Source organism: Coleofasciculaceae cyanobacterium (genome assembly GCA_036703275.1).
GTDB lineage: Bacteria > Cyanobacteriota > Cyanobacteriia > Cyanobacteriales > Xenococcaceae > Waterburya.
The window spans coordinates 222,520-248,178 of record DATNPK010000011.1 but is presented as its reverse complement, the minus strand read 5'-3'; the positions used below and the strand labels follow the sequence as shown (position 1 = coordinate 248,178).

25 protein-coding genes and 1 tRNA gene are annotated in these 25,659 nt (G+C 39.4%); 13 read left to right on the top strand and 13 right to left on the bottom strand.

The window, feature by feature from the left end:
• Positions 1 to 195: 195 nt before the first annotated feature.
• The 3 genes from V6C71_02200 to V6C71_02190 all read right to left on the bottom strand — a co-directional run bounded on the left by V6C71_02200 (position 196) and on the right by V6C71_02190 (position 1,748).
• A complete protein-coding gene (locus V6C71_02200; protein HEY9767302.1) occupies positions 196 to 489 on the bottom strand; it encodes a hypothetical protein in 294 nt (97 codons plus the stop codon).
• A gap of 157 nt (positions 490 to 646) precedes the next feature.
• Positions 647 to 1,516, bottom strand: a complete 870-nt coding sequence (locus V6C71_02195) for a M48 family metallopeptidase (protein ID HEY9767301.1) — start codon at positions 1,514 to 1,516, stop codon at positions 647 to 649.
• 37 nt (positions 1,517 to 1,553) lie between these two features.
• Positions 1,554 to 1,748 (bottom strand): NblA/ycf18 family protein, encoded by a 195-nt coding sequence (locus V6C71_02190; GenBank protein ID HEY9767300.1) that lies wholly within the window; start codon positions 1,746 to 1,748, stop codon positions 1,554 to 1,556.
• Positions 1,749 to 2,136: 388 nt separating this feature from the next.
• Here V6C71_02190 and V6C71_02185 point away from each other — a divergent pair, with 388 nt between their 5' ends.
• Together V6C71_02185 and V6C71_02180 are read left to right on the top strand one after the other, a co-directional pair.
• A complete protein-coding gene (locus tag V6C71_02185) occupies positions 2,137 to 2,490 on the top strand; it encodes a hypothetical protein (protein HEY9767299.1) in 354 nt (117 codons plus the stop codon).
• A gap of 160 nt (positions 2,491 to 2,650) precedes the next feature.
• Positions 2,651 to 3,682: a hypothetical protein gene (locus V6C71_02180; GenBank protein ID HEY9767298.1), complete on the top strand. Its 1,032-nt coding sequence runs from the start codon at positions 2,651 to 2,653 to the stop codon at positions 3,680 to 3,682.
• A gap of 1,262 nt (positions 3,683 to 4,944) precedes the next feature.
• On the opposite strand, the gene ligA is transcribed toward V6C71_02180, so the two are convergent.
• Positions 4,945 to 6,978: an NAD-dependent DNA ligase LigA gene (gene ligA / locus V6C71_02175; protein HEY9767297.1), complete on the bottom strand. Its 2,034-nt coding sequence runs from the start codon at positions 6,976 to 6,978 to the stop codon at positions 4,945 to 4,947.
• Positions 6,979 to 7,224: 246 nt separating this feature from the next.
• On the opposite strand from ligA, the gene V6C71_02170 reads away from it, so the two are divergent.
• The gene (locus V6C71_02170) at positions 7,225 to 7,653 is read left to right on the top strand and encodes a hypothetical protein (GenBank protein ID HEY9767296.1); all 429 of its coding nucleotides are present in this window, start codon (positions 7,225 to 7,227) and stop codon (positions 7,651 to 7,653) included.
• Positions 7,654 to 7,676: 23 nt separating this feature from the next.
• Here the strand turns inward: V6C71_02170 and V6C71_02165 are convergent, their stop codons facing one another.
• Together V6C71_02165 and V6C71_02160 are read right to left on the bottom strand one after the other, a co-directional pair.
• Positions 7,677 to 8,765, bottom strand: coding sequence for a calcium/sodium antiporter (locus V6C71_02165; protein ID HEY9767295.1), 1,089 nt, complete (start codon positions 8,763 to 8,765; stop codon positions 7,677 to 7,679).
• Positions 8,766 to 8,949: 184 nt separating this feature from the next.
• The gene (locus V6C71_02160) at positions 8,950 to 9,885 is read right to left on the bottom strand and encodes a Sll0314/Alr1548 family TPR repeat-containing protein (GenBank protein HEY9767294.1); all 936 of its coding nucleotides are present in this window, start codon (positions 9,883 to 9,885) and stop codon (positions 8,950 to 8,952) included.
• Positions 9,886 to 10,056: 171 nt separating this feature from the next.
• Between V6C71_02160 and V6C71_02155 the strand changes: the two genes are divergently transcribed.
• From V6C71_02155 to V6C71_02135, 5 genes are all read left to right on the top strand, one after another.
• Positions 10,057 to 10,704 (top strand): ABC transporter ATP-binding protein, encoded by a 648-nt coding sequence (locus tag V6C71_02155; protein ID HEY9767293.1) that lies wholly within the window; start codon positions 10,057 to 10,059, stop codon positions 10,702 to 10,704.
• A 12-nt stretch (positions 10,705 to 10,716) separates the two neighbouring features.
• Positions 10,717 to 11,460, top strand: a complete 744-nt coding sequence (gene rsmG, locus V6C71_02150) for a 16S rRNA (guanine(527)-N(7))-methyltransferase RsmG (protein HEY9767292.1) — start codon at positions 10,717 to 10,719, stop codon at positions 11,458 to 11,460.
• A gap of 425 nt (positions 11,461 to 11,885) precedes the next feature.
• Entirely contained in the window at positions 11,886 to 13,415 is a 1,530-nt protein-coding gene (locus V6C71_02145; GenBank protein ID HEY9767291.1) for an NAD(P)/FAD-dependent oxidoreductase, read from the top strand.
• 31 nt (positions 13,416 to 13,446) lie between these two features.
• Entirely contained in the window at positions 13,447 to 14,049 is a 603-nt protein-coding gene (locus tag V6C71_02140; protein ID HEY9767290.1) for a Uma2 family endonuclease, read from the top strand.
• A gap of 40 nt (positions 14,050 to 14,089) precedes the next feature.
• On the top strand, positions 14,090 to 14,728 hold the full coding sequence (locus tag V6C71_02135) for a YqiA/YcfP family alpha/beta fold hydrolase (protein HEY9767289.1): 639 nt from the start codon (positions 14,090 to 14,092) through the stop codon (positions 14,726 to 14,728).
• A gap of 1 nt (position 14,729) precedes the next feature.
• Here the strand turns inward: V6C71_02135 and V6C71_02130 are convergent, their stop codons facing one another.
• Complete coding sequence (locus V6C71_02130; GenBank protein HEY9767288.1) at positions 14,730 to 16,970, bottom strand: filamentous hemagglutinin N-terminal domain-containing protein; 2,241 nt, start codon at positions 16,968 to 16,970, stop codon at positions 14,730 to 14,732.
• 176 nt (positions 16,971 to 17,146) lie between these two features.
• Here V6C71_02130 and V6C71_02125 point away from each other — a divergent pair, with 176 nt between their 5' ends.
• Positions 17,147 to 18,205, top strand: a complete 1,059-nt coding sequence (locus tag V6C71_02125; protein HEY9767287.1) for a DMT family transporter — start codon at positions 17,147 to 17,149, stop codon at positions 18,203 to 18,205.
• A 95-nt stretch (positions 18,206 to 18,300) separates the two neighbouring features.
• Here V6C71_02125 and V6C71_02120 read toward each other — a convergent pair whose 3' ends face one another.
• The 3 genes from V6C71_02120 to V6C71_02110 all read right to left on the bottom strand — a co-directional run bounded on the left by V6C71_02120 (position 18,301) and on the right by V6C71_02110 (position 20,897).
• On the bottom strand, positions 18,301 to 18,690 hold the full coding sequence (locus V6C71_02120; protein HEY9767286.1) for a hypothetical protein: 390 nt from the start codon (positions 18,688 to 18,690) through the stop codon (positions 18,301 to 18,303).
• Between the two features lie 468 nt (positions 18,691 to 19,158).
• A complete protein-coding gene (locus V6C71_02115; protein HEY9767285.1) occupies positions 19,159 to 20,139 on the bottom strand; it encodes an SDR family oxidoreductase in 981 nt (326 codons plus the stop codon).
• A 101-nt stretch (positions 20,140 to 20,240) separates the two neighbouring features.
• The gene (locus V6C71_02110; protein HEY9767284.1) at positions 20,241 to 20,897 is read right to left on the bottom strand and encodes a HEAT repeat domain-containing protein; all 657 of its coding nucleotides are present in this window, start codon (positions 20,895 to 20,897) and stop codon (positions 20,241 to 20,243) included.
• A gap of 112 nt (positions 20,898 to 21,009) precedes the next feature.
• Here V6C71_02110 and V6C71_02105 point away from each other — a divergent pair, with 112 nt between their 5' ends.
• Positions 21,010 to 21,582 (top strand): phycobilisome protein, encoded by a 573-nt coding sequence (locus tag V6C71_02105; protein HEY9767283.1) that lies wholly within the window; start codon positions 21,010 to 21,012, stop codon positions 21,580 to 21,582.
• Between the two features lie 66 nt (positions 21,583 to 21,648).
• Here V6C71_02105 and V6C71_02100 read toward each other — a convergent pair whose 3' ends face one another.
• Positions 21,649 to 23,127: a glycosyl hydrolase family 57 gene (locus tag V6C71_02100; GenBank protein HEY9767282.1), complete on the bottom strand. Its 1,479-nt coding sequence runs from the start codon at positions 23,125 to 23,127 to the stop codon at positions 21,649 to 21,651.
• A 72-nt stretch (positions 23,128 to 23,199) separates the two neighbouring features.
• On the opposite strand from V6C71_02100, the gene V6C71_02095 reads away from it, so the two are divergent.
• Both V6C71_02095 and V6C71_02090 read left to right on the top strand, forming a co-directional pair.
• Positions 23,200 to 23,340 (top strand): hypothetical protein, encoded by a 141-nt coding sequence (locus V6C71_02095; protein ID HEY9767281.1) that lies wholly within the window; start codon positions 23,200 to 23,202, stop codon positions 23,338 to 23,340.
• Between the two features lie 111 nt (positions 23,341 to 23,451).
• Positions 23,452 to 23,523, top strand: a tRNA-Thr gene (locus tag V6C71_02090).
• A 73-nt stretch (positions 23,524 to 23,596) separates the two neighbouring features.
• Here the strand turns inward: V6C71_02090 and V6C71_02085 are convergent.
• Positions 23,597 to 24,301: a response regulator transcription factor gene (locus V6C71_02085; GenBank protein HEY9767280.1), complete on the bottom strand. Its 705-nt coding sequence runs from the start codon at positions 24,299 to 24,301 to the stop codon at positions 23,597 to 23,599.
• A 257-nt stretch (positions 24,302 to 24,558) separates the two neighbouring features.
• On the opposite strand from V6C71_02085, the gene V6C71_02080 reads away from it, so the two are divergent.
• On the top strand, positions 24,559 to 25,425 hold the full coding sequence (locus V6C71_02080; GenBank protein HEY9767279.1) for an alpha/beta fold hydrolase: 867 nt from the start codon (positions 24,559 to 24,561) through the stop codon (positions 25,423 to 25,425).
• On the opposite strand, the gene V6C71_02075 is transcribed toward V6C71_02080, so the two are convergent.
• On the bottom strand, positions 25,415 to 25,654 hold the full coding sequence (locus tag V6C71_02075) for a 2Fe-2S iron-sulfur cluster binding domain-containing protein (GenBank protein HEY9767278.1): 240 nt from the start codon (positions 25,652 to 25,654) through the stop codon (positions 25,415 to 25,417). The genes V6C71_02080 and V6C71_02075 overlap by 11 nt on opposite strands.
• Positions 25,655 to 25,659: the final 5 nt, after the last annotated feature.

The following is a 25,659-nucleotide window of genomic DNA, read 5'->3' as shown; positions in this document are numbered from 1 at the left end:
TTTCAATAGGTATAAATCTTCAGCTAGATATTTTATTTTTTAGTTACTATAAAGAATTAGATCTAAGTAAAGCTAACTAGTTAAAAAAGACTGTAGCTAACTTAAATAACTACAGCCTTTAATATTTACTAAATATGGTTTAGGTAGTTTAAGCAAACGTGTTGACCTAAACTAAATGTTCAATGTTCGTTCAAATTACCACCATTTGCGATCGCCATCTTCATCTGTTCTCGCCTGGCGAATAACATCAGAAATTTCCTCTGCATCTTTTACGTGATGTAGTGCTTTTTCTTCTCCGTCTGGTTCTTCTACAACAAAATAAGCGGGAGTTTTAACATGACCTGCAATATCCCAACTTTCTACAGCAATCTGCTCTTTCTTTTCTTCTAAAGATTTAGATTCGTCAACTACATCACCTTCATTAGAGGTGCGAAACGCATCTTCGTCGTGGCTTTCATTATATACTTTTTCGTGTTCTTTATTACTCATAATTGCTTTATTTAAATTCCCTATTAACCACTATTAAAAGCTATTTCAAGATAATTGTGATCTAGCTATTGATAGATTAAACTGACCGTCATAAATCTAATATACTAATTCGGATTTTAAATTTTTATCAGTGATTAAATTTACATTGGACATTTTGCTATAAAAGCGCCAGAACATTGTTTTGGTACTCTGTATTATCTTGTCCTTTGCTATTAGCCGCCTGAGTAGTTTGAGATTCCTGAGCGATCGCGTCAATTCTGTTTTCGCTGGAGGGATGAGTACGAAGAAATTCTGGTGTACCGCCACTAGACTCAAGTTTGACAAGGAAATCGGCAAATGCTTGCGCTGGATAGCCAGCCTGCTCTAATATACTCAATCCACTACTGTCGGCTTCGTATTCAAAAGAACGACTTTGAGGCAGATCGACCGTTAACTGATATGCTATTTGCGCCAAAGTATTAGTATCTACTCCGACAGTGCTAGCAATACCTCTGGCTGCCACTGCTTGTTTTAAATTTTTAATACCGTGTTTTTCATTGATGTGGGCAATTTCATGAGCCATTACCGATGCTAGCTGCGCTCTATTTTCGGCGGTTTTAAGCAGTCCTGTGGTAATGTAAACAAAGCCTCCAGGAGTAGCAAAAGCATTAACTTCATCGCTAGCCACCACTTGAAAATTGAAAGGAATATTACGACTATCGCTATTACTTACCAATTCTTGTCCTAGATTACTTACATATTCCTGGATTTGAGGGTTATCATACAGCTGATATTGTGACAAAACCTGCTCGTTAGTCTGTTGTCCGATCGCCACTTCTTGTTCATCGGAAATGTTAGACACCTGAATATATTGGACTGCACCTTGGATAGCGTCGATAATGTCTATTGCTACCAATTCTGACCGCTCTTGGAAAAATTCTGTGTTGGGTTTTGTGCTTTGGCTAGCAGACACAGGTAGGATATTAAGACTAATTAATCCTAACGCTACTGTTGGCGAGCGCCAATTTAACCAAATATTACTACTCATTTTTACGACTTACACTCTATGTTGTTATGGTTCGCTACTAAGCTAAATTTTGCTTAATTAGTCCTTTAATAATATTATCTTTCACCATTAACAATTTTGAAGCTTCAACTAGCAAAGAGCGTGCCTCTTCTGGATTCAACGCCTGGACAGACTCTTGAAAAATTCTTATTTTAAACTTTTGTTCTAAACTTAAATTGATGTTTAAGTTTAGATTGGAAATATTACTATCCATGATCGAAAATCTCCTCAATAAAAATATTAATTTTTAATACAATTATTTATTTATTTACATTCAAACTAATCTTTAAAGATTTACTTACCTTCTACCGAAAGTTATAATAATTTTAAGTTTTTTTACAAAAGCAACTTATCTCGTCGCAATCGTGCCTATAAGTAGAGTTTGTTCGCTGTAGTTAAGGCGAGATCTATCATTAGATAGATTGCAATTAACGTATAATAAAATTCAGACAATTTGATAACAATAAAATTTGATTATTCATCTATCTTTGAAGCGGTTTTTACTAATTTGAGAGCAATTTACCTCTAAAGGATGATGTCTTCAGGTTATGACAATTGTTATTAATATAGTCGACCGCCTAAATGAATGTTGAGGAATACGTATGTTATTCAATAAATTAAACAACTGGTTAAAATCATCCTTGCGTTTGATATTGACAGCTTTTATCTGTGGCTTACTATTTATTTCTATTGCTTATCCCGTCCAGGCAGGAACCACCAGCAACCCTACTGATAAAGAAGCAAAATTAAAAGGTATACAAGCTGAAACCGAGAAAGTTGGTCAAGGCGATGCTAACCCCATGGGACTTGAAGAAACAATTAACAGAGCACAGCAAGGAACAAACGAAGTCCAAGGTGGTGCCGACAAAGAAAAGATGATTAAACCCGAAGATACTAATGCAACTACAGTTAGAGACAAAGCTGCTGATTTGCTAAATAATTTGAAACCAAACTAATGAAAACATGATTAGTTTTAGATTTGGGCAGATGTTCGCTGTTTACGCCAGCTAAATAGTCAAGACCATTTAATCTTTGAAAACCTGATTATTCCTAATCCTTTGATGAATAGGTGTAGTCAGGAATTTTAATATTTATTTACTGTATCCAAAATATAATATGTCTCAATCAGATCAACCATTTAAGGCGATCGCTGAAGCAGCTAATGCTATTGGTGAATTGACTGCCAGTTTAACTACCCAGGTGCAACAACTGGTGGAACAGACTACCGTTACCACGGGGCAGACTATGGATGCGATCGCCTCTAACCCTGTTCTCAAGTCGGCCGATCGGATAATCGGTTTAGACTGGATTATGACTTTCTTGGGTAAAGTGGATACTGCTAAAGTAAAAGCTACGGTGGATCTGATGCGATCGCAACATCCTGATGAATCTCCCGCTGAGATTGCTCACCGCTTAATTGTCGAGAAGACATGGTCAGGGGGACGCTTGGGACTGATCACTAATATTATTCCTCCTGTTGCAGCACTATTGTTGGGAGTTGAACTGATTGCCACTACCAAATTGCAAACCGAAATGGTTTATGAAATTGCAGCAGCCTATGATTTAGATCTCGAAGAACCTGCCCGCAGAGGAGAAGTACTGGCTGTCTTTGGCTTGTCTTTGGGTGCAGACGTGTTAAAAACCGGCTTAAGTATAGTTGAAATCATCCCAGGAATTGGCGCAGTGGTGGGGGCTTCTACTAATGCTGCCATGCTTTATGTTTTGGGCCAAACAGCCTGTCGTTTTTATGATGCCAAAGTTAATCAAACAGAATTTGCATCTATGCAGCAAAAAACTGATACTGACTGGCAGGTGGCTTTAAATCAGTCTAAAATTATGGATCGCATTTTGGCACAAATGGTCAAAGTTAGCTATCGCGATCGAGACTGGGCAGAGATTTTACTCAAAATTAAAGAAATTGCACCAGCTTCTGTAGAAACGATCGCAGCTAATCTTCAACAATCAGAAGATTTATCAACATTACTTGATGAACTGTTGCCTGAGTTTGCTCTGATAACTTTAAATAGATGTTATGACATTGCTATGTCTACAGGAAATATAACTCTTGCCGAGCAAGAAATTCTCAGCCAAATAGCCATTAAGTTTAATCTAGATATCTCTTCTCTAGCCCAAAGAAGTAGCAAATAAAAAAATACAATACTGTTCAGTAAGATTTAGCCAACCTGTTTCTCCGCCAAAAATTTACTTGTTTGGGTATATAAAGATATTTTTCATTTGCTAAACTAGTAAATGTTGTTTATCATATATGGCAACACTAAGAAAACAATTAATAACGGCAAATGTACGTTAAGTTGAGTGTTAGCGATCGACTTTGTTTGGTTTAGCAGTTTATGCAGTCGTAAAACGACACGAATGTTATTTTCTAATTTGGTATTTCAATTTTGGACTATTCAGTTAGAAAATTAGTAAATTAGCTTTAATGCAGCTTAGTTGTTAGCGATAAAACTCACTTGAAATATCTGTACATCTTCTAATTTTTGTGGAAGTTAGTTATTAAATACGTACGCTTTATTACTTGGTGCGACTGGGTGAAAAATTGCTCTAAAGCAATTTTTCATAAGATGTTCCACAGTAATTTATGACTATATATCCTATGCGTATTAAATTGTAATGCTTAATTTTGGTACGGGCTTATTCCTAATTAAATGCAATTCGTTAAGCCATGTATGTTGTCAAAATTAAACAACGGATGGGACATATTTTTTAGAGATTAATTGCATTCTTAGTTGAATGAAAAATGACCGTTGTTGAAAAAAACAGTATAAGTACAAGGTTCATATGCACATCAGTCCATCATTGCTTATTCCATTTATTGGCGGAATTTATCTCTTTGGTATTCATGTTTTGCTGAGGTTGTTTCAGCTCAAAAGTATCAAAAACTTATTGAAAAACATTTAAAAACTATCGAGAATACCAATTTTTGCGCATTAGCTAAAACAATAAACAACACTCGTAGTGCGATTGATAACTTACCAAAAACTTAGATCTAGTTGGTAAACCAATCAATCATCTGTGTTTAGCTTTTAGCTTATCCTTTAGGGCATATAGCTTTTATTGTAGCTTGATAAGCATTCATTGTTGCGATCGCTTTGGGGTAATACCTTAAGTCGCTAGGAGATTTCCCTGACTAATATTAATGATTTTGAGCTAGAAAATAATACTCTGTCGATCTTGGGTAAAAATCGGGGGACTGATAGAGATCGTTAGCTGAAGTCCCAAAATAGCGATCGCCATATCAGTAATGATTAACTGCTAGGGGGATTACTGACAGTAACGCACGACTATTTATTGCCCTAGACAACGCTAGCTACGGAAATCGCTCAAGCGGTGATGATATTTATGCCATAGTCGATCGCCTCGGCACAAAGGCTGATATCTCTAAAAAAATGTCATCTATTTATTTTGAGCAAATCTATTAACTCTGCTTCGCTAAGTTGAGTAATACCTAGCTTTTCGGCTTTGGCTAGTTTAGAACCTGCATTTTCACCTAATAATATATAGTCAGTTTTTTTACTAATTGAACCTGTTACTTTTCCTCCAGCTTGCTCAATTAGTTTTTTTGCCTCCTCACGTTTTAAGCTAGGTAAAGTTCCTGTAAGGACAAAAGTTTTGCCTGAGAAAGCTAGATTGGTATTGTTGTCGGGAGTTGCTTGGTCAAACTTCAACCCTGCTGCTTGCAGCTGCTGAATCAAAGTTTGATTGGCGGATACTCTAACCCATTCAAAAACAGATTGGGCAATCTCTTCACCGATGCCATATACGGCTTCGATAGATTCAAAAGGTGCGATCTGCAACTTCTCAATTGAGGGAAAATTTTCGGCTAATATTTTGGCGTTGACGCTGCCTACATAACGGATGCCCAAACCATATAAAATTCTGTCGTAGGGTTTATTTTTTGAAAGCGCGATCGCATCTACTAAATTCTGGGCTGATTTTGTTCCCATCCGTTCTAAACTGGCAATTTGTTCCACAGTCAGGGAATATAAATCGGCAACGGAAGTAACTAAATTATTTTCAATGAATAAAATAGCAACTCTTTCACCTAAACCTTTAATGTCTAGAGCATTGCGAGAAGCCCAGTGAATAATACTACCCCGTAAAATTGCTGGACAAGAAATATTAATACAGCGGGTAACGGCTTCGTCTTTGGATCGAACTAAGGTTGAACTGCATTCTGGACAGTTACTGGGTATCTGGTAGGGAACAGTACCAGAAGGACGTAAATCTGTTAAAACTCTTACTACTTCGGGGATGATTTCCCCAGCCTTGCGGATAATTACCGTATCGCCGACGCGAATATCTAACTGGTAGATGCGATCGCTATTGTGGAGAGTTGCCCTTTGTACTGTTGTTCCTGCAAGCTGAACAGGCTGCATAATTGCCATCGGCGTAACCGCCCCAGTACGCCCCACATTAACCACAATATCTTTAACAAGCGTAGGGATTTCTTCGGCAGGATATTTAAGTGCGATCGCCCAACGCGGAAACTTTTGTGTAAACCCTAGCTGTCGTTGCAGTTGATAGTCGTTGAGTTTAACTACTACGCCATCGGTCATATAGGGTAAAGTTTTTCTACCTGTATCCCACTGTTGAAAATACTCTTTTACTTCTGTCAGAGACTGACACAGTTTGCGATTAGGATTAACCAGAAATCCCATTTTTTGTAGTAGTTCTAAAGATTCTAATTGAGATCCGAGTTCTAGATCTCTAGCTTTGTTAGGGGAATCAAGAATGTATAGAGTATAAGCGAAAAAATTTAGTTTGCGCTCGGCGACAATCTTGGGATCGAGTTGTCTAAGTGTTCCCGCAGCAGCATTACGGGGATTAGCAAATAAAGGCTCTCCCAACTTACTCCGTTCTTGATTAATTGCTGCAAAAACATTTATGGGTAAAAATGCTTCTCCCCTGACTTCTACCCTTCCCTTTATAGGCAAATTCAATCTTAAGGGAATAGTGCGAATAGTTTTAACATTTTGGGTAATCTCTTCTCCTGTTACCCCATCACCACGGGTTGCACCTCTGTCCAAAATACCATTTTCGTAGGTTAGAGCGATCGCGCTACCGTCTATTTTTAGTTCACAGACATAAGTAAATTCAGTCAGGCGATCGAGTTGTTTTTGCCAACGAGTTTCCCACTTGGCTAATTCCTCAAAATTAAAGGCATTTTCTAAGCTATATAAAGGAATATTATGCTTTACCGAAGTAAATTTAGAGGCTGGCTTATCTCCTACCCGTTGCGTCGGACTATCTGGAGTAATCAATTCAGGGTGTTTGGTTTCTATGTCCTGTAGCTGCCGATATAGCTGGTCATATACCCCGTCTTCCATGATGGGATTATCCAGAACGTAATAGGCATAGCCAGCTTTTTGTAACTGCTCTTTTAATTGAGCAACTTTTTGTTTAATTTCTGGAGTTACGGTCATAAGTGTTTGGGTTGACAGAGATGATTCGAGGAATAAGTAGAGCTAGAAACGTATTTTAACTAATCTCTGGCTTCTCTTTTCTCCATCAAAAGCTTGACTGCTTCTTTAATTAGACTGTTGCGCGATCCTTTTTCTGCAAGGAGCGATCGCTTTTAGACTTTTATCGCTCAGTTAATTAATTGCTGGTTTTGGGCAAACTAAACCTAAGATTTGCCTAATTAAACATGACTGAAGAACAGATTTTAAATGCGATCGCTCTTTGCCTGTGAAGATGATAAGCTGCGCTTTCAGATAATTATTCAAAATAGTACGCTCCATATTTATATCAATCGGCCAACCCAAGCAAAACTTGACTATCCGCAGCTTCAGCAGAGAATTTTTACAGCAGTAATTAGGTCATCTTTGGCAAAATTTGGCAAAATTTGGCTGTATTGTCGTATTTTGGGTGAAATTGAACCAGACTGGCAATCTGTTTTAGAAATTAGAGTAAATAGTTCAATCGAGGATGAAGATGAAATGGCATCTATGATGGACTCAATTACTACCGCAGTAGATGCAACCAACTCTATTGTGTCAAAAATTGAGCAGGAACTGGAAATAGTCGAATATTTTTTGGCTGGAGATTTTACCAGCGAGTTAGAAGAACTACCAACCACGGCAGACGATAATCAATAAGCAATTAACTCGAATGAACGGATTCATCCTGCTTTTCTTTCTGCCCGTTTTTCTAGAATCGCTACGGTGATTAAAGCAATTACCGTTATGGGGATAACAACCGCAAGCATGATATTGACATATGAAGCCAGAAACTGATGATCGGTAGCGTTCAAGATTAGATAGGTGGTGTATGCCAAATAATAAAACAAAAATAGTAAGCCTTCCCAGCGGTCGATTCTTTTTCTCGAGTAGAAAATAGGTAAACAAGCAAATGCCACGGCGATTGCTACTGGCGTATCAAAACTAATCACGGTTGGACTGACATTAATGCCGTTGGGTGCAACTATTCCCGATACACCTAACACTGCCAAGATATTAAAAATATTACTGCCCAAGACATTTCCTACTGCAATGTCTGTCTCTCCTCGAAGACTAGCGATTACCGAAGTAAACAATTCTGGTAGAGATGTACCTAAAGCGACGATAGTTAAACCAACTATTAATTTACTAACCTGGAAATATTCGGCAATTGTTATCGCCGAATTTACTAGCCAGCGAGAACCCAAGACTAGTAAAACTAAACCCCCAATAATATATGCCGTATTCTTAATCCACACTATCGGCGTAACTGGATTAAAGAAACTGTACTCTGCAAACTCCTCTTGTTCTGCATTTTGTTTACTGCTTTGATAAATCAAAGAGAGAGTATATAGTACCCCACCAATAAATAGGATAATACTGTCTACTCTGCTGAGTTGACCATCAAAGGAAAACATTAACAACAGCAGTGAAACCCCAATCATCATTGGTACTTCAGAGCGAATCATTTGCTTGGTAACAGCTAGAGGAGCGATTAAGGCAGATAAACCCAGTATCAGTAAAACATTACAAATATTACTTCCCACTACGTTACCGATCGCAATATCAGCACCCTGTTCAGACAAGCTGGACATAACGCTGACGGACATTTCTGGCGCACTAGTGCCATAAGCTACTACAGTTAATCCAATAATCAAAGGGGAGATTCGGAGTATTGCGGCAAGTCTAGACGAGCCCTTTACCAAAAACTCTGCCCCGATCACTAGCAATACTAATCCTGCTATCAGAGTTAAAAACGTTATCGGATTCATACACAAGGAAAGAAAAGTTTATTTGATTATCACTCAGGTTAATTTAATTCCCATCAGAGATCGCCATTAGCTCACAACTTTTAACTATTGAGCGTGAGGATTAAACACGATCCAAATGCGATCGTATTTGGGAATTAACCCGCTATCGGTTGCTGTAAATTTGCCAATTAGACCCAAAACTACTCTAATTTTGCTTAGCCGAGGTAATTTCGGTAATTGTTTCTTTAGTTAAACGGTTTTCTCGTTCTAAAGTTTCGAGGACAAAATTGGGAAGCTGTGCTGATTTTTCCAGAGCTAGTTCAAAATTTTCGACTGCTTCTGCCAAAATCTCGGGGTTATTTTCGGCTTGACCAATTTTTCTTAAGATCTGTCCTTTAAGGTAATAATGTTCGGGATTTTTAGGAGCAATTTTGAGAGTTTGATCGGCATATTTTAAGGCTTTATTATATTGTTTTAAATCGCGATAAGCAACGGCTAAACCGCGTTCAACCAAGTAATTTGGTGCAGCATAATCTTCAAAACGAGCGATCGCCTGCTCGGGTTTGGAAAAAGGTAGATTCACTGCCAATAATAGATCCATGTAGCCTTTAATCAGATTTAATTCAGGATCGTTAGGATCGCTAGCTTCGGCACGATCTAAATATTTGAATACTAGCTGTAGCTTATTAATTGCATCTAATGCCCCTTTTTTTTCATAAATATAAGCTCCGTCTAAAAAATGTCCTACAGCTAAATAAAGATTGCCTCTAACTGGATCGGTTTTGCTTAATAACTGAGCCGATTGTAAAGTTTGTGTAGCATATTTTTTGATGCTTTCCCAGTCTTCTTTGGTATAGGCTAAAGAAGCAAGCATCGCATGAACTAGAGGTTCTTCAGGTTCTTTAGATTCAGCTAATTCTAGTTCTTTACTAACGGTTTGATAATCTCCTTCCAAGAAAATAGTTTTAAAAGCTTTTTCTGTATATTTGCCAATATCGCGAGCATTATCTCGGCGAAAAGGATCTTCTGCCCAGGCATAACTATTACTCAAGCCGACAATCATCGTAATAGCCAACGGAATACTCAATACCATTTGTTTTAACTGCTTTTTGAAGCTAATAAATTTAGTTTGGTGATTCATTATGCTTAATTAGAAAATTTTAATAATCTGGATAAATATGGACGTTAATAGTAAAAACCTAGTTCCTAAAAGTATTACAAATATCATGTTCAAATATAGCCAATCATAAAATTATATTTACTTAATTTGAACTCGTATAATCAAATAATAAAACTTTAGAATTATCCACCAATGCTGCGTCTGCAAAATTTAACTTATCATCCTGCTGCTACTGTGCAACCGATTCTCAATAATATTAACCTAGAGCTACCAGCACAAAAGCTCGGATTGATTGTGGGTGTTAGTGGTTCAGGAAAAACCACAATTTTAGAAATTTTGGCAGGATTAGCTGAACCAACCAAAGGAAAAATTTATTGGCGCACCAAAGAACTGACAGACATTGAATTGCAGCAGCTTGCGGGATTGGTGTTTCAGTTTCCCGAACGGCATTTTTGTGGCGGTACGATACTAGAAGAATTGCGTTTGGGTCATCCTGAATTAGATATAAAAAGAGTCAGAGATGCTTTAAGCGAGGTAGGATTAGAGCATATATCCTTAAAAATATCTCCTCATGATCTTAGTGGAGGACAACAGCGCCGTTTAGCCCTAGCGGTGCAGCTAATTCGTCAGCCTAACGTGTTGATGTTAGATGAGCCAACAGCAGGACTAGATTGGTCAATGCGAATTCAGTTAGCTAAACTGCTAGCAAAATTGAAGCAACATTGGACGCTACTAATAGTAACTCACGATCCTGGGGAATTAATTGAAATAGCCGATCGCTGTTGGACAATCGATCAAGGAGTTTTACAATCGATTGAGCCAACCGCTTTGAACCGATAATTCTATAAGCTTATGAGTCAGATTGAAACTAATACGCTGCCCCAAATGATTGACGTTTGGTCACGAACTCTTGACTGGCAACCCAGTGATGCTCAAGAGCAATTGTTTCAACAGGTTTATCAAGAAGTCTTGGTCGGAAATCGTCAACAAAACTTGACCCGCATTACCTCGCCCGAAGACTTTTGGGAAAAGCATTTGTGGGATTCGTTGTCAGGAATAGTTGGTTTACCAGCAGAAATTCTCAATCAGAAATTACAGATCATCGATGTTGGTACAGGGGCGGGTTTTCCAGGAATTCCTTTGGCGATCGCTTTTCCCCGCTGGCAGATAACTTTGCTCGATTCTACTCGTAAGAAAATTACCTTTGTCAATGACTTGATTGCTAAATTACAGCTTAATAACGCTAAGGGCATAGTCGCTCGGGCAGAAGCTTTAGGCAGAGTGCCAGGCGATCGCTCTAGCTATGATTTAGCTTTAGTCAGAGCAGTAAGCAAGGCTTCTGTCTGTGCTGAATACAGCTTGCCCTTTGTTAAAAAAGGTGGATTAGCCGTTCTCTATCGAGGACATTGGAACGATCGAGAAACCGCTAGTTTAGAATCGGCAATAGCTCAGTTAGGGGGCAAGATTGAATTGATACATCCTTGGTCAACTCCTCTGACTAAAGGGATACGGCACTGCATTTATGTACGTAAACATTTGGCTACCCCTAAACAATTTCCTCGCGCCGTGGGGGTTCCAGATAAGCAACCGCTTTAATCATTTAACATTTAACATTTAACATTAGCGTTGCTGAATCGGGGTATGAAATATAACAAATTCAATTTTATATATCTTTTGAAAAAGCTATTAGCTATTAGCTTTTAGCTATATGCCCGTGCATGATTAGCTTCGCGTCCGTCCTACGCGTCGCGAAGCGGCTTGCCCTAAAGGATATGCCCTAAAGGACTAGCTTCGCGTCGCGGAGCGGTATGCTTTAGCATTTGCCCTAAAGGATTCACGGATAAACCGCACTCCGCCCTTCGGTCTCGAAGCTTATCATGCACGGACTAACTTCGTGTCGCACTTATCGCATTGAGTGTATCCGTAATAGACGAACAGTATTATTATCGGTTTCATGTTTTAATTCAACAACGCCTTGACATTTAACATTGAGCGGCAGGAATAAGAAATCAAGATTAAATATGAGTCTAGAAAAAGTAGATGTGGTAGTAATTGGTAGCGGTGTGGGAGGGTTGTGTTGCGCTGCGCTACTGGCAAAATATGGCTATCGGGTAGTGGTGTGCGAAAGTCATTCGATTCCTGGAGGTGCTGCCCATAGTTTTGAACGAAATGGCTATAAATTTGATTCGGGGCCATCTCTATATTCAGGTTTGTCTTCTAGCCCTACTAATAATCCTTTGCGCCAGGTGCTAGATGTCATCGAGGAAGACTTAGCATGGGCAAACTACGATGCCTGGGGTTGTCGGATGCCCGAAGGAGATTTTAATGCCTACGTAGGGGCAGATCATTTTTGTGAGGTGTTAAGGAAATTTCGGGGTGAAGATGCGGTAAATCAATGGCGTAAACTTCAGACAGAAATGAAGCCGTTAGCTGATGCGGTTAATGCATTGCCTCCTTTGGCGATGCGCTTCGATTTGGGCGCAGCGTTTAGTCTGGGTCAATATTTACCAAGTACTCTCTGGCATTTGCCAAATATTCTACGGATGACTAGCCCATTTAGCAAGATTATGGACGGGGTGGTCACCGACCCATTTATTCGTAACTGGCTAGATTTACTCTGTTTTCTGCTGTCAGGTTTGCCTGCTAGTGGCACTGTCGGAGCAGAAATGGCTTTTATGTTCGCCGAATGGTACAAACCTGGTGTTCAGCTAGATTATCCAATCGGGGGTAGCGGAGCAATTGTTAATGCTTTGGTGCGGGGACTGACAAAAGAGGGTGGCGAGATTATTTATAATGCTCATGTTGAGCAGATATTAGTGAAAAATAAGCGCGCTGTTGGGGTACGTTTACGCGATGGTCTAGAAATTAGAGCAAATAAGGCAGTAGTTTCTAACGCTTCGGTATGGGATACTTTGTCTTTAATTCCTGAAACAGTCTTACCAAAAAGCTTTGTAACAGAAAGAGCCAATACCCCAGAATGTGCCAGCTTTATGCACTTACATTTGGGAATAGATGCTACTGGACTAGAAGATTTAGAATGTCATTACATCGTAGTTAATGATTGGGACAAGGGCATAACCGCACCTCAAAATGTAGTTGTAATCTCTATTCCTTCAGTATTAGACCCCAGCCTTGCTCCTTCTGGAAAACACGCGATTCATGTTTATACTCCTGGCAATGAACCTTATGAGCTTTGGGCAGGAATGGATCGCCGTAGCGAGGCTTATCAGCAACAGAAACAGCAACGAGCAGAAGTCATGTGGCAGGGATTAGAACGAGTGATTCCTGATATTCGCGCTCGCACTGAACTAACTTTAATTGGCACGCCCTTAACCCACAAGCGTTATCTCCGTCGTCATCATGGTACTTATGGTCCTGCACATCGGGCGGGTCAAGCATTATTCCCTGGCTCGACTACTCCTGTGTCGGGCTTGTTATGCTGTGGTGATTCGACCTTTCCTGGTATTGGAATTCCTGCGGTGGCTGCCAGTGGCGCGATCGCAGCTAACACTATTGCCCCGCTACAAAAGCATTTGAAAATTTTAAAATAGAGTTCTCTAGGAAAAAAAACTATTGATAGCTATGTTAATTGATGACCGATTACCAATCAATAAAGCTCATCTTTTAAAGCAAGATCGGACTTTAAGCTTTTCGGGTATGGCTTGGGAGGATTACGAAAAGTTTGATACAGCAGAATATTTGGGCTATCGTACATCTTTTCTCGATGGAGTAATTACTTTAATGTCTCCTAGTCAAAATCATGAAGTGATTAAAGACTTTATTTTTTTATTAGTAATTACCTATTGCGATGCCTTTGATTTAGATTACTATCCTACAGGCTCAACCACTTATAAAGATCGCAGTAAACAAGTAGGCAAAGAACCAGATACCAGCTTTTGCTTTAATAATCTGCAAAAAATTCCCGATCTAGCGATCGCAATAGTTTTTAGCAGTGGTGGTACTGATGATTTAAAAAAATATCAAAAATTAGGAGTTCAAGAAGTTTGGTTTTGGATTAACAGCAGGCTGAAGATTTATGTTTTGCTGGATGATGTTTATCAAGAGCAACAAAATAGTTTTAATTTACCCAGGATTGAAGCTAAACTATTAACCAAATATATTGCTCAGGCTTTGAATGGTAATCCTAGAGTCCTTAAACAAAGCTTTTTGGCTGAAATAAAGTAGTTTAAGCTAAACACATGAATTTAAAGCGGTAGTTGAAATTATGACAGCCTATATTTATCTTCATGGTTTTGCCTCTAGTCCCCGATCTAGTAAAGCTCAATATTTGCGCGATCGCTTTACTGAGATCGGCTTCGATCTAAATGTGTTAGATCTCAATCAGGGAGACTTTTCTCGTCTTACCCTAACGCGACAGATCGAACAAGTCGTGGCAGCATTGCCCCATTCATCTGTACCCGTTACCTTGATTGGTTCAAGCTTTGGTGGTTTGACTTCGGCTTGGGTGGCGCAAAAATATAGCCAGGTACAAAACCTAATTTTGCTGGCACCTGCTTTTGGGTTTCCTCACAGTTGGTATTCGAGGTTGCAACCTAAGCAAATTGAACAATGGCGCGAGTCTGGTTATTTATCTGTATATCACTATGGCGAGGGTAAACAAATACCGCTACATTATCAATTTTGGCTCGATGCAGAAAATTATCCCCTGTCGGGATTAAAGCGATCGCTCCCCACCTTAATTATTCACGGTATTCATGATGATGTAGTACCCATTCAAGTTAGCCGAGACTATGCCAAACAACATTCCCAGGTCAAGTTAATTGAACTTAATAGCGACCATGGTTTAAATGATGTTCAGGAGAGAATTTGGCAAGAAACTAAGAATTTTTTGCATCTTGTCTAGGTTAACGAAGTCCGCAGTTTGATGGTTGCGTTGATGTGGCGACTTGCGGTTGGGCAATTAGTTCAACCACACCTTGAGAGTTAACAATCCAACTATTAGCTTCAGTGAGCGGTCGATCTTCTAAATCAGTAGATTGCTCAAAAGTATCTTTACTCTGCTTGATTGAGTTTGATGTTTTAGGCTCATGTTTGCCCAAGTCAGCTAGAGTTTCTAAATTAGAGGTTTCTTGGAGTAGATTATTAGGAATACCGCCACGACCAAGATCGCGAAATTGATTCTGGGCGAGACTTGTACCGACACCGCAGCCGGTGTTAATCTGATTTTCTGCTGCCAGGGGAGACTGTTCATAATAATCTGTTTCCAGTCTCGAACTAAGATCTAAGGTATTGATTTCTACAGTACCTTTTTTTTGTTCAACTTCGGAACTAGCGGTAATTTTACTAGTTGGATCGATAAATAGTCCTTGGGTATCAATCGTAATCTTCCCTCCATTTCCCTGACTCGCATTAGCACTAACTTGATTAAAGTCCAGCAAAACTAAATTTGCCGTTTTTACCTTGATGTTACCCCCATTACCATTTTGCTTGGCGGCGGTAGATATAGAACTTGCCTGGTCTAAAATAACTAATTTTTCGGCAATTATGGAGATCGAACCGCCTTCTCCAGATGCGGTGTTAGCCACGATTTTTCCTGCCGTATCTAAGCTGAGAGTTGAGGTCGTAATTTGAATATCTCCTGCATCAGCCAAACCATAATTGCTAACCGATATTTGCGCGTCCTCTTGTATAGTCAAATTAGGAGTATTAATTACCAAGTTGCCACTTTTACCTTGGGGTTGCTGTAAGGCGGGTAAGCCCTCAATCCCCGAAGAAGCGGAAAAACCGCTATTTAGTTCAATTTCTGATGAATTGCCGGCTCTGTCTCGCGATCGCAAGATTCCTGTGCCAGAGATATTTACACCTTGGCTAGCATTCACCGTAATTGTACCTCCTGCACCGTTTCCTGCTAAAGCCTGAACCTGACTTCCTCCGTTGATGATTAATTTTCCTGTATTAATTTCTATTTGACCTCCGTTACCCATTCCTTGGGTAGAGGTGCTAACTATTGAAGGGTTTCCTGTGTCGCTAGATAGCTGCACGAGATTTTGAGCGTTAATAGCAATGTTGCCCCCTGCACCATTGCTCAGAGTACCAGCCGAAACCACTGAGCCATTATTTAAAAAGATTTGAGGAGACTGAAGTAAAATGTCTCCACCCACATTAGCGATCGCTTGAGCTAGATCGTTACGCTGTTGTCCTACCTGAGTTAATAGCAAGCCACCGTTGAGATTAATTGATTCGTTAGCTTCTATATTGATGCTGCTTCTGGTTCGATTCAGGTTATTGAAATCGCGTATGCCTGAACCAGTTGCTAGACTAATGGTTTTGCCCCGAAAATTGACTTTGCCACCACTATTGTTAATTAAGGCTCGATTACTAAAACTGATATTGCCCAAATCTTGAGCAGCTTGATAATTAAATTGCCAACCATTCTCGTGAGTTTGTAGCTTAATTACGCCAGACTTGACGCTACCAATTTCAACATTACTGCCAATACCATTAAGACTGTTTCTGCTCATCGATACATCACCACCCAGTAAAGCTAGAGTGTTACCAGGTCTAATATTTAAACCACGATCATTAGGGCTACGATTGGCATTAGGTAACACTTCAATGTTGCCTACGCTGCCACCATACTGTAAACCAATGGGTGAACTGATAGTTAATAAAGGCTTGTCTTCGGTGATAGATGCACTAAATTCAACGTCGTCTTCAAAGATCAGGCGATCGCCTGTAGTGGCAATAAATGAACCTCCTATATCTAGCTGAGCATTCGCGCCAAAAACAATTCCTGCGGGGTTGAGTAAAAATAAATTAGCATTGCCCTGTGTCTGAATTAAACCATCAATCTCGGAAACTGTTCCTCCTGTAACTCGGCTAAAAATATTTTCAATCTCTAAAGCATGATCGAAATTAGCTGTTGCACCAGTGCTTAAAGAAAATTGCTCAAAACTATGAAACAGATTATTTCCCGATTGAATACCGCCAGTAACCACGGATCTATTTTGGTCGGCTTGAACTTTAGTGTTAGTGCTATTGTCGCTAGTTATCTGTGCCTGAACACCACCGTCAAGCAGCATTAGGGCAAATACAGTCGTTGCACCGACTTTAAAACTATGGCTACCAAGATTAACAGACAGCATAAGGAATATTTAGTCAAGACCTCACGCAATGCTAACTTAAGTAAAACAAGACAGCCAGTGACAGTTAAAAGTCAAAAGTAAGCAGTTAGTGCGATCGCACTAACTGCTTAACAAAAGTACAAATTTTTTGAGAATTGAGTAAACTCATATACAGGTAGTCCGTTATCTCGAATTTAATGCAACTCAGTTCTAATTCAACCTCATCAATTCCTAAAGCCTTATTGCTGATTGCTCCTTTTTTCCTCTGGGGAACTGCAATGGTAGCTATGAAAGGAGTTATTCCCTACACTACACCTTTTTTTATGGCGGGAGTTAGATTAGTACCAGCGGGAATTTTAGTATTGGTAGTAGCAGCTATTTTAAAATTACCTCAGCCTAAAACTTGGCAAGCTTGGTTATGGATTCTGGCTTTTGCTATAGTTGACGGGGCGATGTTTCAAGGTTTTTTAGCTCAAGGAATTGTTAAAACTGGGGCTGGTTTAGGTTCAGTTATGATTGATTCTCAACCCTTAGCAGTTGCTCTTTTGTCTAGCTGGTTGTTTGGTGAAATTATTGGTCTGTGGGGTTGGTTAGGATTAGGTATTGGCATTTTAGGTATCAGCTTAATTGGTTTACCCGATCGCTGGATCTATAGTCTGTTTGCTGGAGATTTTGGGGCAATAAATTTGAACTGGCTGGGATTATTTGATAACGGTGAGTGGTTAATGCTGCTAGCTTCTTTATCCATGGCTGTAGGTACGGTTATGATTCCCTACATTAGTCGTTATAGCGATCCTGTAGTGGCTACAGGTTGGCATATGATTTTAGGTGGATTGCCTTTGTTTGGTTTGTCTTGGCTACAAGAATCACAACAGTGGAGTAATATTACCTTAGAAGGTTGGCTGGCACTGGGATACGCCACGGTTTTCGGTAGCGCGATCGCCTATGGAATCTTCTTTTATTTGGCATCTAAGGGTAATTTGACTAGTTTGAGTGCCTTAACTTTTTTGACTCCGATCTTTGCTCTGTTGTTTAGCACAATTATTCTTGCGGAAGTATTAAGCACTCTTCAATCAGCAGGAGTATGCCTAACAATAGCTAGTATCTACCTAATCAATCAGCGAGATAAGATAGCAGCCAACTTTCAACCCCAAATTGTTAAGCTAGAAGAAACATCCTTAGTTGCGATCGATACTCAGGACGAAAAAGTGGCAGTCGATCTAACTAAGCCAAAGAAAATCACCGAAGAAAGCTAATATCTAGCGGTTTAAATAGCTAAGAGATGGCAATAGACTAGTAACTTATTTCATAAAACTTAATATTTAACTCTAAATTATTATTTATTATTTAGTTAATCAATATATTGTCCTCGATACTTACGACGAGGCTTGTTTTGCTGGTTTGTTTGCTGCATTGCTGCCCAATCTACAACGACTTCTTCATATACTTGACCTCGATATTGCTTAGTCACTGTTTTAGTGGGAAGTGACTGATTATTTGCCAGTGGTTGCCTGGTTACTTCATCATCTTTTGTAACTCCAGCTTCTTGAATAGTTTGAGATTTCTCCTCAATCCAAATAGTTAAATCATTATCTCCTTTGACGACTATGGTATTGATGCCAAGAAGATTGTATTGACGGCAGGAACTCATTATTTTTTGAATATCATCATGTCCCGATCTGTCGCCTTTTTTTAAAACCAACCCGTCTATGGTGCATTTTGTGCCAGATTGGTCAAACATTCCTCTTTTTATAAAGTTTTTTGTATTAAAATAAACAATTTTACCAGACATAGCAGCAGTTCATAACATTATTTTTTCTACATATTCATAATTCCCAATCAAACTATAAAAAATAACATTTTGCTTTATAAGTCATTTTCAAGTCAAAATAAAATATTTGTATATTTGGCAGCTAATTACTAAAAAATAAAAGTTATTTTTAAAAAAGGGTAGAAGAACCATTTGATTATAACTATCGACGATCGATTTCTTGATGTTTGTTACAGAATAAACAATAAATATTAAATACTATCTCTTGACTTACATAGTTAACAAACTTACGTAGATTAAGCGTAAAACATAAAATTCAAAACGCAAAAAATAAGGACTAAAAACTAAATTTATATCTAGTCTTCGATCCTTAATACTTATTATTTACAATTTTGGGTTACGCAACTTAATTGAACAATATCATACTCAAATTAGAGCTTAAAACTGGTTACGGTAAGGTATTTTACTTTTCTTTTTCTTGCCTTTATTTTTCTCGTAATCAATTTCTTTGAGTTTTTTCATAATGCGGCCGAAATATTCCTGCATATATTCTTCTAAAGTAGTAGTCTTTTGAGGATCTAAACCAAAGGTTGCGTAAACATCTTCCATTGGTGCATCTAATGGTTTACCACTGGTTAATACTTCGGCAAAAGTGAGGCGATCTGCGGTGTTTTGTCCCCATTCACAAAAGCGAGTTATGCGGCGCATCAAGCCAAGTACACCTAAAGATACGCGAGAGATGCGAGAATTTTTTCCAGTAAGATTTTCGCACAGATTCATAATTTCATAGGCACCCCAGGCTTTTGTTCCCACTACAGGAAAAGTTTTCTTCTCCGTAGCCGATACTGACAAAGCCCGAATCGCAAACTTAGCAATATCTTGGGTATTCATGTAGGCAATAGGTGTGCTTTCTCCCGTTACCCACACAACCTGTTCTTCCAAGATCGGTATCGCATATTGACTAATCAATCCTTGCATAAAACCAGCAAGCTGTAAAACAGTGTAATTTAAGCCAGATTCAGCCAGAAATAATTCTGTGCATCGCTTGATGTTCATTAAAGGAACTTCTGGATACTTGTCGGCATTAAGAATTGAGAAAAAGATATATCGCTCTATTCCAGCGGCTTTAGTAGCCTGGATCAAATTAACTTTGCCTATCCAATCGACTTCCTTGGCACTGAGATTATCGGTAACTCTAGCAGTAGCAGCATCAATAACGGCATCAACACCTTTTAATGCAGGAGCAAGAGTTGATCGATCGCACAAATCGCCCTTGACTATTTCTGCACCCCACTCTTTAAGAAAAATTGCTTTGTTAGGGTTGCGTACCAAGCAGCGTACTTCGTGATCTTCATCTAAAGCTTGACGAACCACCTGTCTGCCTAAAGTGCCAGTCGCGCCAACTACCAATAATTTCATTTAAGGAATTTTGTAATATTTGTTAATGTTTCTCTAATGATTTTATCAAAGAGTCATTTATTTTATTGATCGAGATTCTAGAAAGATTAATTATTTGGAGTTTAGAGTAGACTTTCTAAGACTGCACCAACTACGCGATGGTCCTCATCTGTTTTAAGCTGCTCTAAGGCAGCGATCGCCCCTTGATGATTATATTTGCCCAAAGATTTAGCCACCTGTAACCTCATGCGCCAACATTCATCCGCTGCTAAGGGTAAAAGTAATTTCAAAGCTTCTGCTTGCTGTTCTGTATTTGCCAGAAGTCCTAAAGCGCTGATACATGACTCCATAACTGGCTGATCTTCGCCTGATAATCCAATAGCGCAAATTTCTAATAACTCTTGAGCACTATTAAGATCTGCCATAGCTGCAATTACGCTACGTCGAACTAACCAATGATCGTCCTGTTCATACATTTGTCTCAGATGAGGCACTGCTACATCGCCATAAAAAGATAAGGAATTTGCTGCTTCTGCCCTGACGTTAGGATCGCGATCATCTTTGATCATGCCTAATAGTGCCGCAAAAGCTGCATCACTTTGCTTTCTGCCTAATCCCATCGCGACAAAAGAACGGACTAAAAACTCGCGATCATCAACATGATTCAACAGTAAAGGTACAGCAATATCCGCTTCGTAATTTCTGAGTTGTCGAATCCCTTTCATTCTTTGCTGAGGATCGGAGTTATCTATAGCGATTTTAATTTGTTCTATATCCATATCTATGAGCTTAAAATTGAATTATGAGTTTACTTTACTTTACATTGCTGTTGCTAGATAGCTGTCTGACGAAGGATATATAGTAAATAAGCCCAGATCTTGGAGACACAAAATGCTCAGTGATAAAGTACAAGAATTAATCAAAAAGTCTCGTATTGTTAGTTTGGATTGGCAGAATTATCCTACCGAAGTAATTGATATTTTCCAGCAGGCAGATAATGAGGGAAGATATTTGACAGATAAAGATATTGCCAAAATTGAGGCGATTGTGTCCAGCTTATCGACAGGATTAGCTCAAGGAAAACTATTAAGAGACAATGTGGTAGAAATAGTTTCCCAGGCTCGAGGAGTGGTTTTGAATGCTTGTCCAGGGATTACCGAGCCTGGAGGCGGTTTATATCCGACTATGCGAGCCGAAGCCTGCTGGCGTGACTTTTGGCACTTTATGCGCTGTATTAGCTATGGTATCAGCGGTCAAAGAGTAGACTATACGAGCGATCGCGGTTTAGAGTATATGGAGCAGCTATATCAAGAACTGCAAGTTCCTTTGGATGCCATGATTTTGGGCTTGGAACAATTAAAAGTTTTTAGTCTGAAGCATTTTGAACCAGCACAGCAGAATGAGATCGAACCCTATTTTGAGCGGTTAATTGAATCTATGCGTCAATTTTCGTCGGCAAATTGATTTTGGTGGGCATTACAAATTAATCGCTCATTTATGATGTTTCCATTTATGCTCACCTTAGGAAAATTATTTCAATAAGGCTTCTCCTCGGCGGAATAATTCTCTGGCATAATCTGTCCAAGTACCCTGCCCCCAATAACGGAAGCAGCTTGTTTCTAGTAGCAACACATAAAGCAATGCTTCTTGATACTCTTTAGTTTTAGTTACCGCAGGATCTTGAGCGACTAGAGCATCATATTTCAGGTGAAACATAGCGCTCAATTGGTTCATTGGTTCGAGGACATTTTCATAACCTTTAACCCAACTAAGATCGTCTGTCCAAGATGCTCCATCCATGTGAAACTGATGATCTGTTGCCTCTAAATGAGCGATCGCACTTTGTACTTTGTTAGGCGTAGCAGTTTCAGGATCTACCTGTTGCCAAATTTTATGCTGTCCGACGGCTTGGCAAGTAGGATAGTCTTCAGGCTTTACTCCCGCCGCTTCAATTAATTCCAAATATTCTGTACCGTTCAACCCGACGATATTTTGATTGTCTTTTAGTTCGTACCATACAGGCTGAAAGTCACGGGCGAACTCGTTCATCATCACCCCACCATTTTCACCGTCGGCAATTTGACTTACACAACTAGGTATAGAAACGCTGCCAATTTGTTGTCTGCCTCTACCTTTAGCTTCATGATAGGGCTGCATCTGAGCTACTAGTTTGGTATCTGAACCTTGGGTTTTAATTAAGGCCGTAATAGCGATCGTTTCTCCGTGAGTATTACGAGCAACTAAGCGATTGGGGATATACTTATCATCGTGGTGCAAGCCTGAACCGTCTAATCTTTCTACGGAATGTTCCTGTACCAACAGCCAACGATAACCACATTCCTTAAGAGCTTTGATATATTCATAAAGAGTATCGGGGTTGTTAGGTAGGTGCATTTCTGGAGGAGAAAACCCTTTGATCCGTTGTAGGGCATCAAAGCCGAAAATAGCAGCAAAGTAATGTTGCCAAGCCTGAATATGTAGCTTGAGATCGGGAATAGGAGTTGAAGGAATCACTGCATGACTCCACATCGTACCCAGCCATTCCACATAGGGCTGATAATTTGCGTCGCAGGTAATTTTTTTGAGGTTATCGATAATATCGTTACGCCCCATCTGCTGAAAGCTCCAAAGAAGATTGCCAGAATAATCCAGCATAATCCTGGGGTTGCAGCCGTTAGCTACTAGTTCCGGTATCCAATCACCCATGCGAGAATAGCACCAGGCAAAAACTCCTGCGTTATGATTGTCGCCATTATCAGGATGTTCAAACATATTTTGCAGATTACCGATTAATTCACCGTTTGCTCCTGCGGGGATGGTGGGCTGGTGCATATGAAGGGCGCAGGCAAAACCAGCGTTAACCTGTTCGAGATTAATCTTGCTGTGGGGTAAAAAGACTGGCTGATTGTAATTAACGACGGTCGCGATGTCTGACTCCCAACCACAGATATTGGGTAAGCCATTGGTTACTATTTCTAGATTATTTTGAGGTGCTGTTGCGATCGCCATAGTTGTCCTCTAGGATTACAAGAAGGTAATTATTTATAGTATGAGCTATTGACTCACTATTTTAATTTAGCTATGGGGATTGCCTTGTTACCAGCTAACTTAATCGCAGGCAGTCTGTGGCAAATAATTAGCCCTAAAGCAACTTTTATTTGTGGCAGCGTCTTTACTCTAAGTGCGATCGCTTTGTTATTAATGACTGTCAGAAATAATTAAAGATCTAGCAAAATCTAGTCAGAAGAAATGGCGCGATCGCGAATTAAAAAAATTACTGATTAACTGATGTTACGCCAAAGCTAATCGACTCATGATAAGATAATTATTCATGCCCTAGTGGCTCAGTGGTAGAGCGCGTCCTTGGTAAGGACGAGGTCGCGAGTTCAATTCTCGCCTGGGGCTTAGAAATCGGCTTAATCAACTAAAGTTGTTGTTAATCAAATTGAGATTTGAGATTTAGCAACGCCAAGGTTGCTTATGCGTCCTCAAATTTGTAGCCAACGCCAAATACTGTTTTAATAAACTGAGGTTGACTGGGATTAAATTCAATTTTTTTCCGCAGTCGGGCGATGTGAGTATCAATAACTCGTTCTTTGTCAAAAAAGTTATCTCCCCAAAGCTTTTCCATCAGTTGTCCTCTTTGCCATACCCTGCCCGGATGTTTAACCAACAAAGTCATCAACTTAAATTCAACAGCAGATAGATCTAACTGTCGGCGTGAATCAGAATTGGCATGAGAAATTATACAATGTTGTTCGAGGTCAATATTAAAGGATTGAGTTCGGATCGCTCTGGAGCGATCGCCAAGATCTCGTAGACGACGGCGTAACAAAGCCCGTACCCTAGCAATTAATTCTCTAGGGCTAAAAAGTTTAATATAATAATCATCCGCCCCTGTAGATAGACCAGTAATGCGGTCTGTTTCTTTTCCTTTAGAAGTCAACATTAAGATATAAGGATCATTAGCTACTGGCTTATGGCGAATTTGGGTACACACTTCTAAACCATCAATATCAGGTAGCCTGAGATCGAGAATAATTAAGTCTGGTTGTTGTTGGACAACTAGTCTTAAGGCAGAATGACCATCATGACAGACACGACAGGAAAACCCCTCAGCCTTTAAGCATTCTTGAATGATTTCTGCTATTTCACGCTCATTTTCAACTATTAAAATCTCCATTATAGTTATAGACTTGATTTCGACAGCAATATACCCTAATAATTTTAATTGCTTGTATAGTGTTGCTATTAAAATAACCAGAACAATAAGCTCGACTCAAAAATAGCTTTTAGTTTGATTAATTAGCCAATCGTGACAAGTTAAGGGACTACGCTTTTAAAGTCAACTGGTTTTTAGCTATTAGCTATTAGCTTTTGAGCGACGTATCTTAACCTTTGCTTCGAGTGCTATAACTACCAAATTTCCAAAATTGATTGATGTTCAAGAAACTTAGTTTGATTTTTCTGGGAATCTCAGTAACGCTTTATCTGGCAATTATTATACTGTTGCGCTGGCGACAAGATAAACTAATCTTTCTTCCAGATAGCAATCTAAAATCGACTCCCCAAGAATACAACTTAGATTATCAAGATGTTTGGTTTGATGTCGAACAGGACAAAATTCATGGTTGGTGGATTCCTGCTGCACGACCTACAGCACCAGCTTTGCTGTATTTTCATGGCAACGGTAGTAACAATGGCGATCTAACTGAAATTGCCGCAATTTTTCATTCCTTAGGACTTGCGGTACTGCTAATCGACTATCGAGGTTATGGTAAAAGTAGTCCGATCTTCCCTAACGAAACCAGAGTATATCAAGATGCAGAAGCAGCCTGGCGATATTTAACTACAGAGCTTTTGTTTGAACCGCAACGTACATTTGTCTATGGTCATTCTTTAGGAGGCGCGATCGCCATTGACCTAGCGAGCAAACATCCTGACATGGCTGGGTTAATTGTCGAAGGAACTTTTACCTCGATGAAAGATATGGCAGACTCAATCCCATTTTTAGCAATTTTTCCCTTGGACTGGCTAATAACTCAGCGTTTCGACTCCATTACCAAAATTAAGGTGGTAAAGACTCCTGTTTTAATCTTGCATGGTAGGAGCGATCGGACTATTCCTGTATCCATGGCAAATCGGCTGTATGCTGCTGCACCAGAACCCAAGCAACTAGCAATTATTGACCAAGCAAACCACGACAATTTACCTGAATTTGGAGCTCAGCAATATACACTCAGGTTGAAACAATTTATTAATTCGGTAATTAGCAGTCAACAATCGGTAATCAAATCTACCAAGTAGGATCTTCGTAAATATTCACCGTCAATTCTGGTTGCTCACCAGAAATAGAACTAATACAAGCACAAACAGCCTCTCCATCCTCTAGTTCTACTTCACAAGCATGACAAGACCCCATCAAACATCCTGTGGCGATAAACACTCCTGCTCTTTCTGCTACCTGTAACATTGGTTCTCCTGGTTCTGCTTCCACGGTGATATTGTCTGGCAGAAAACAAACCTTAATACTCATATCAT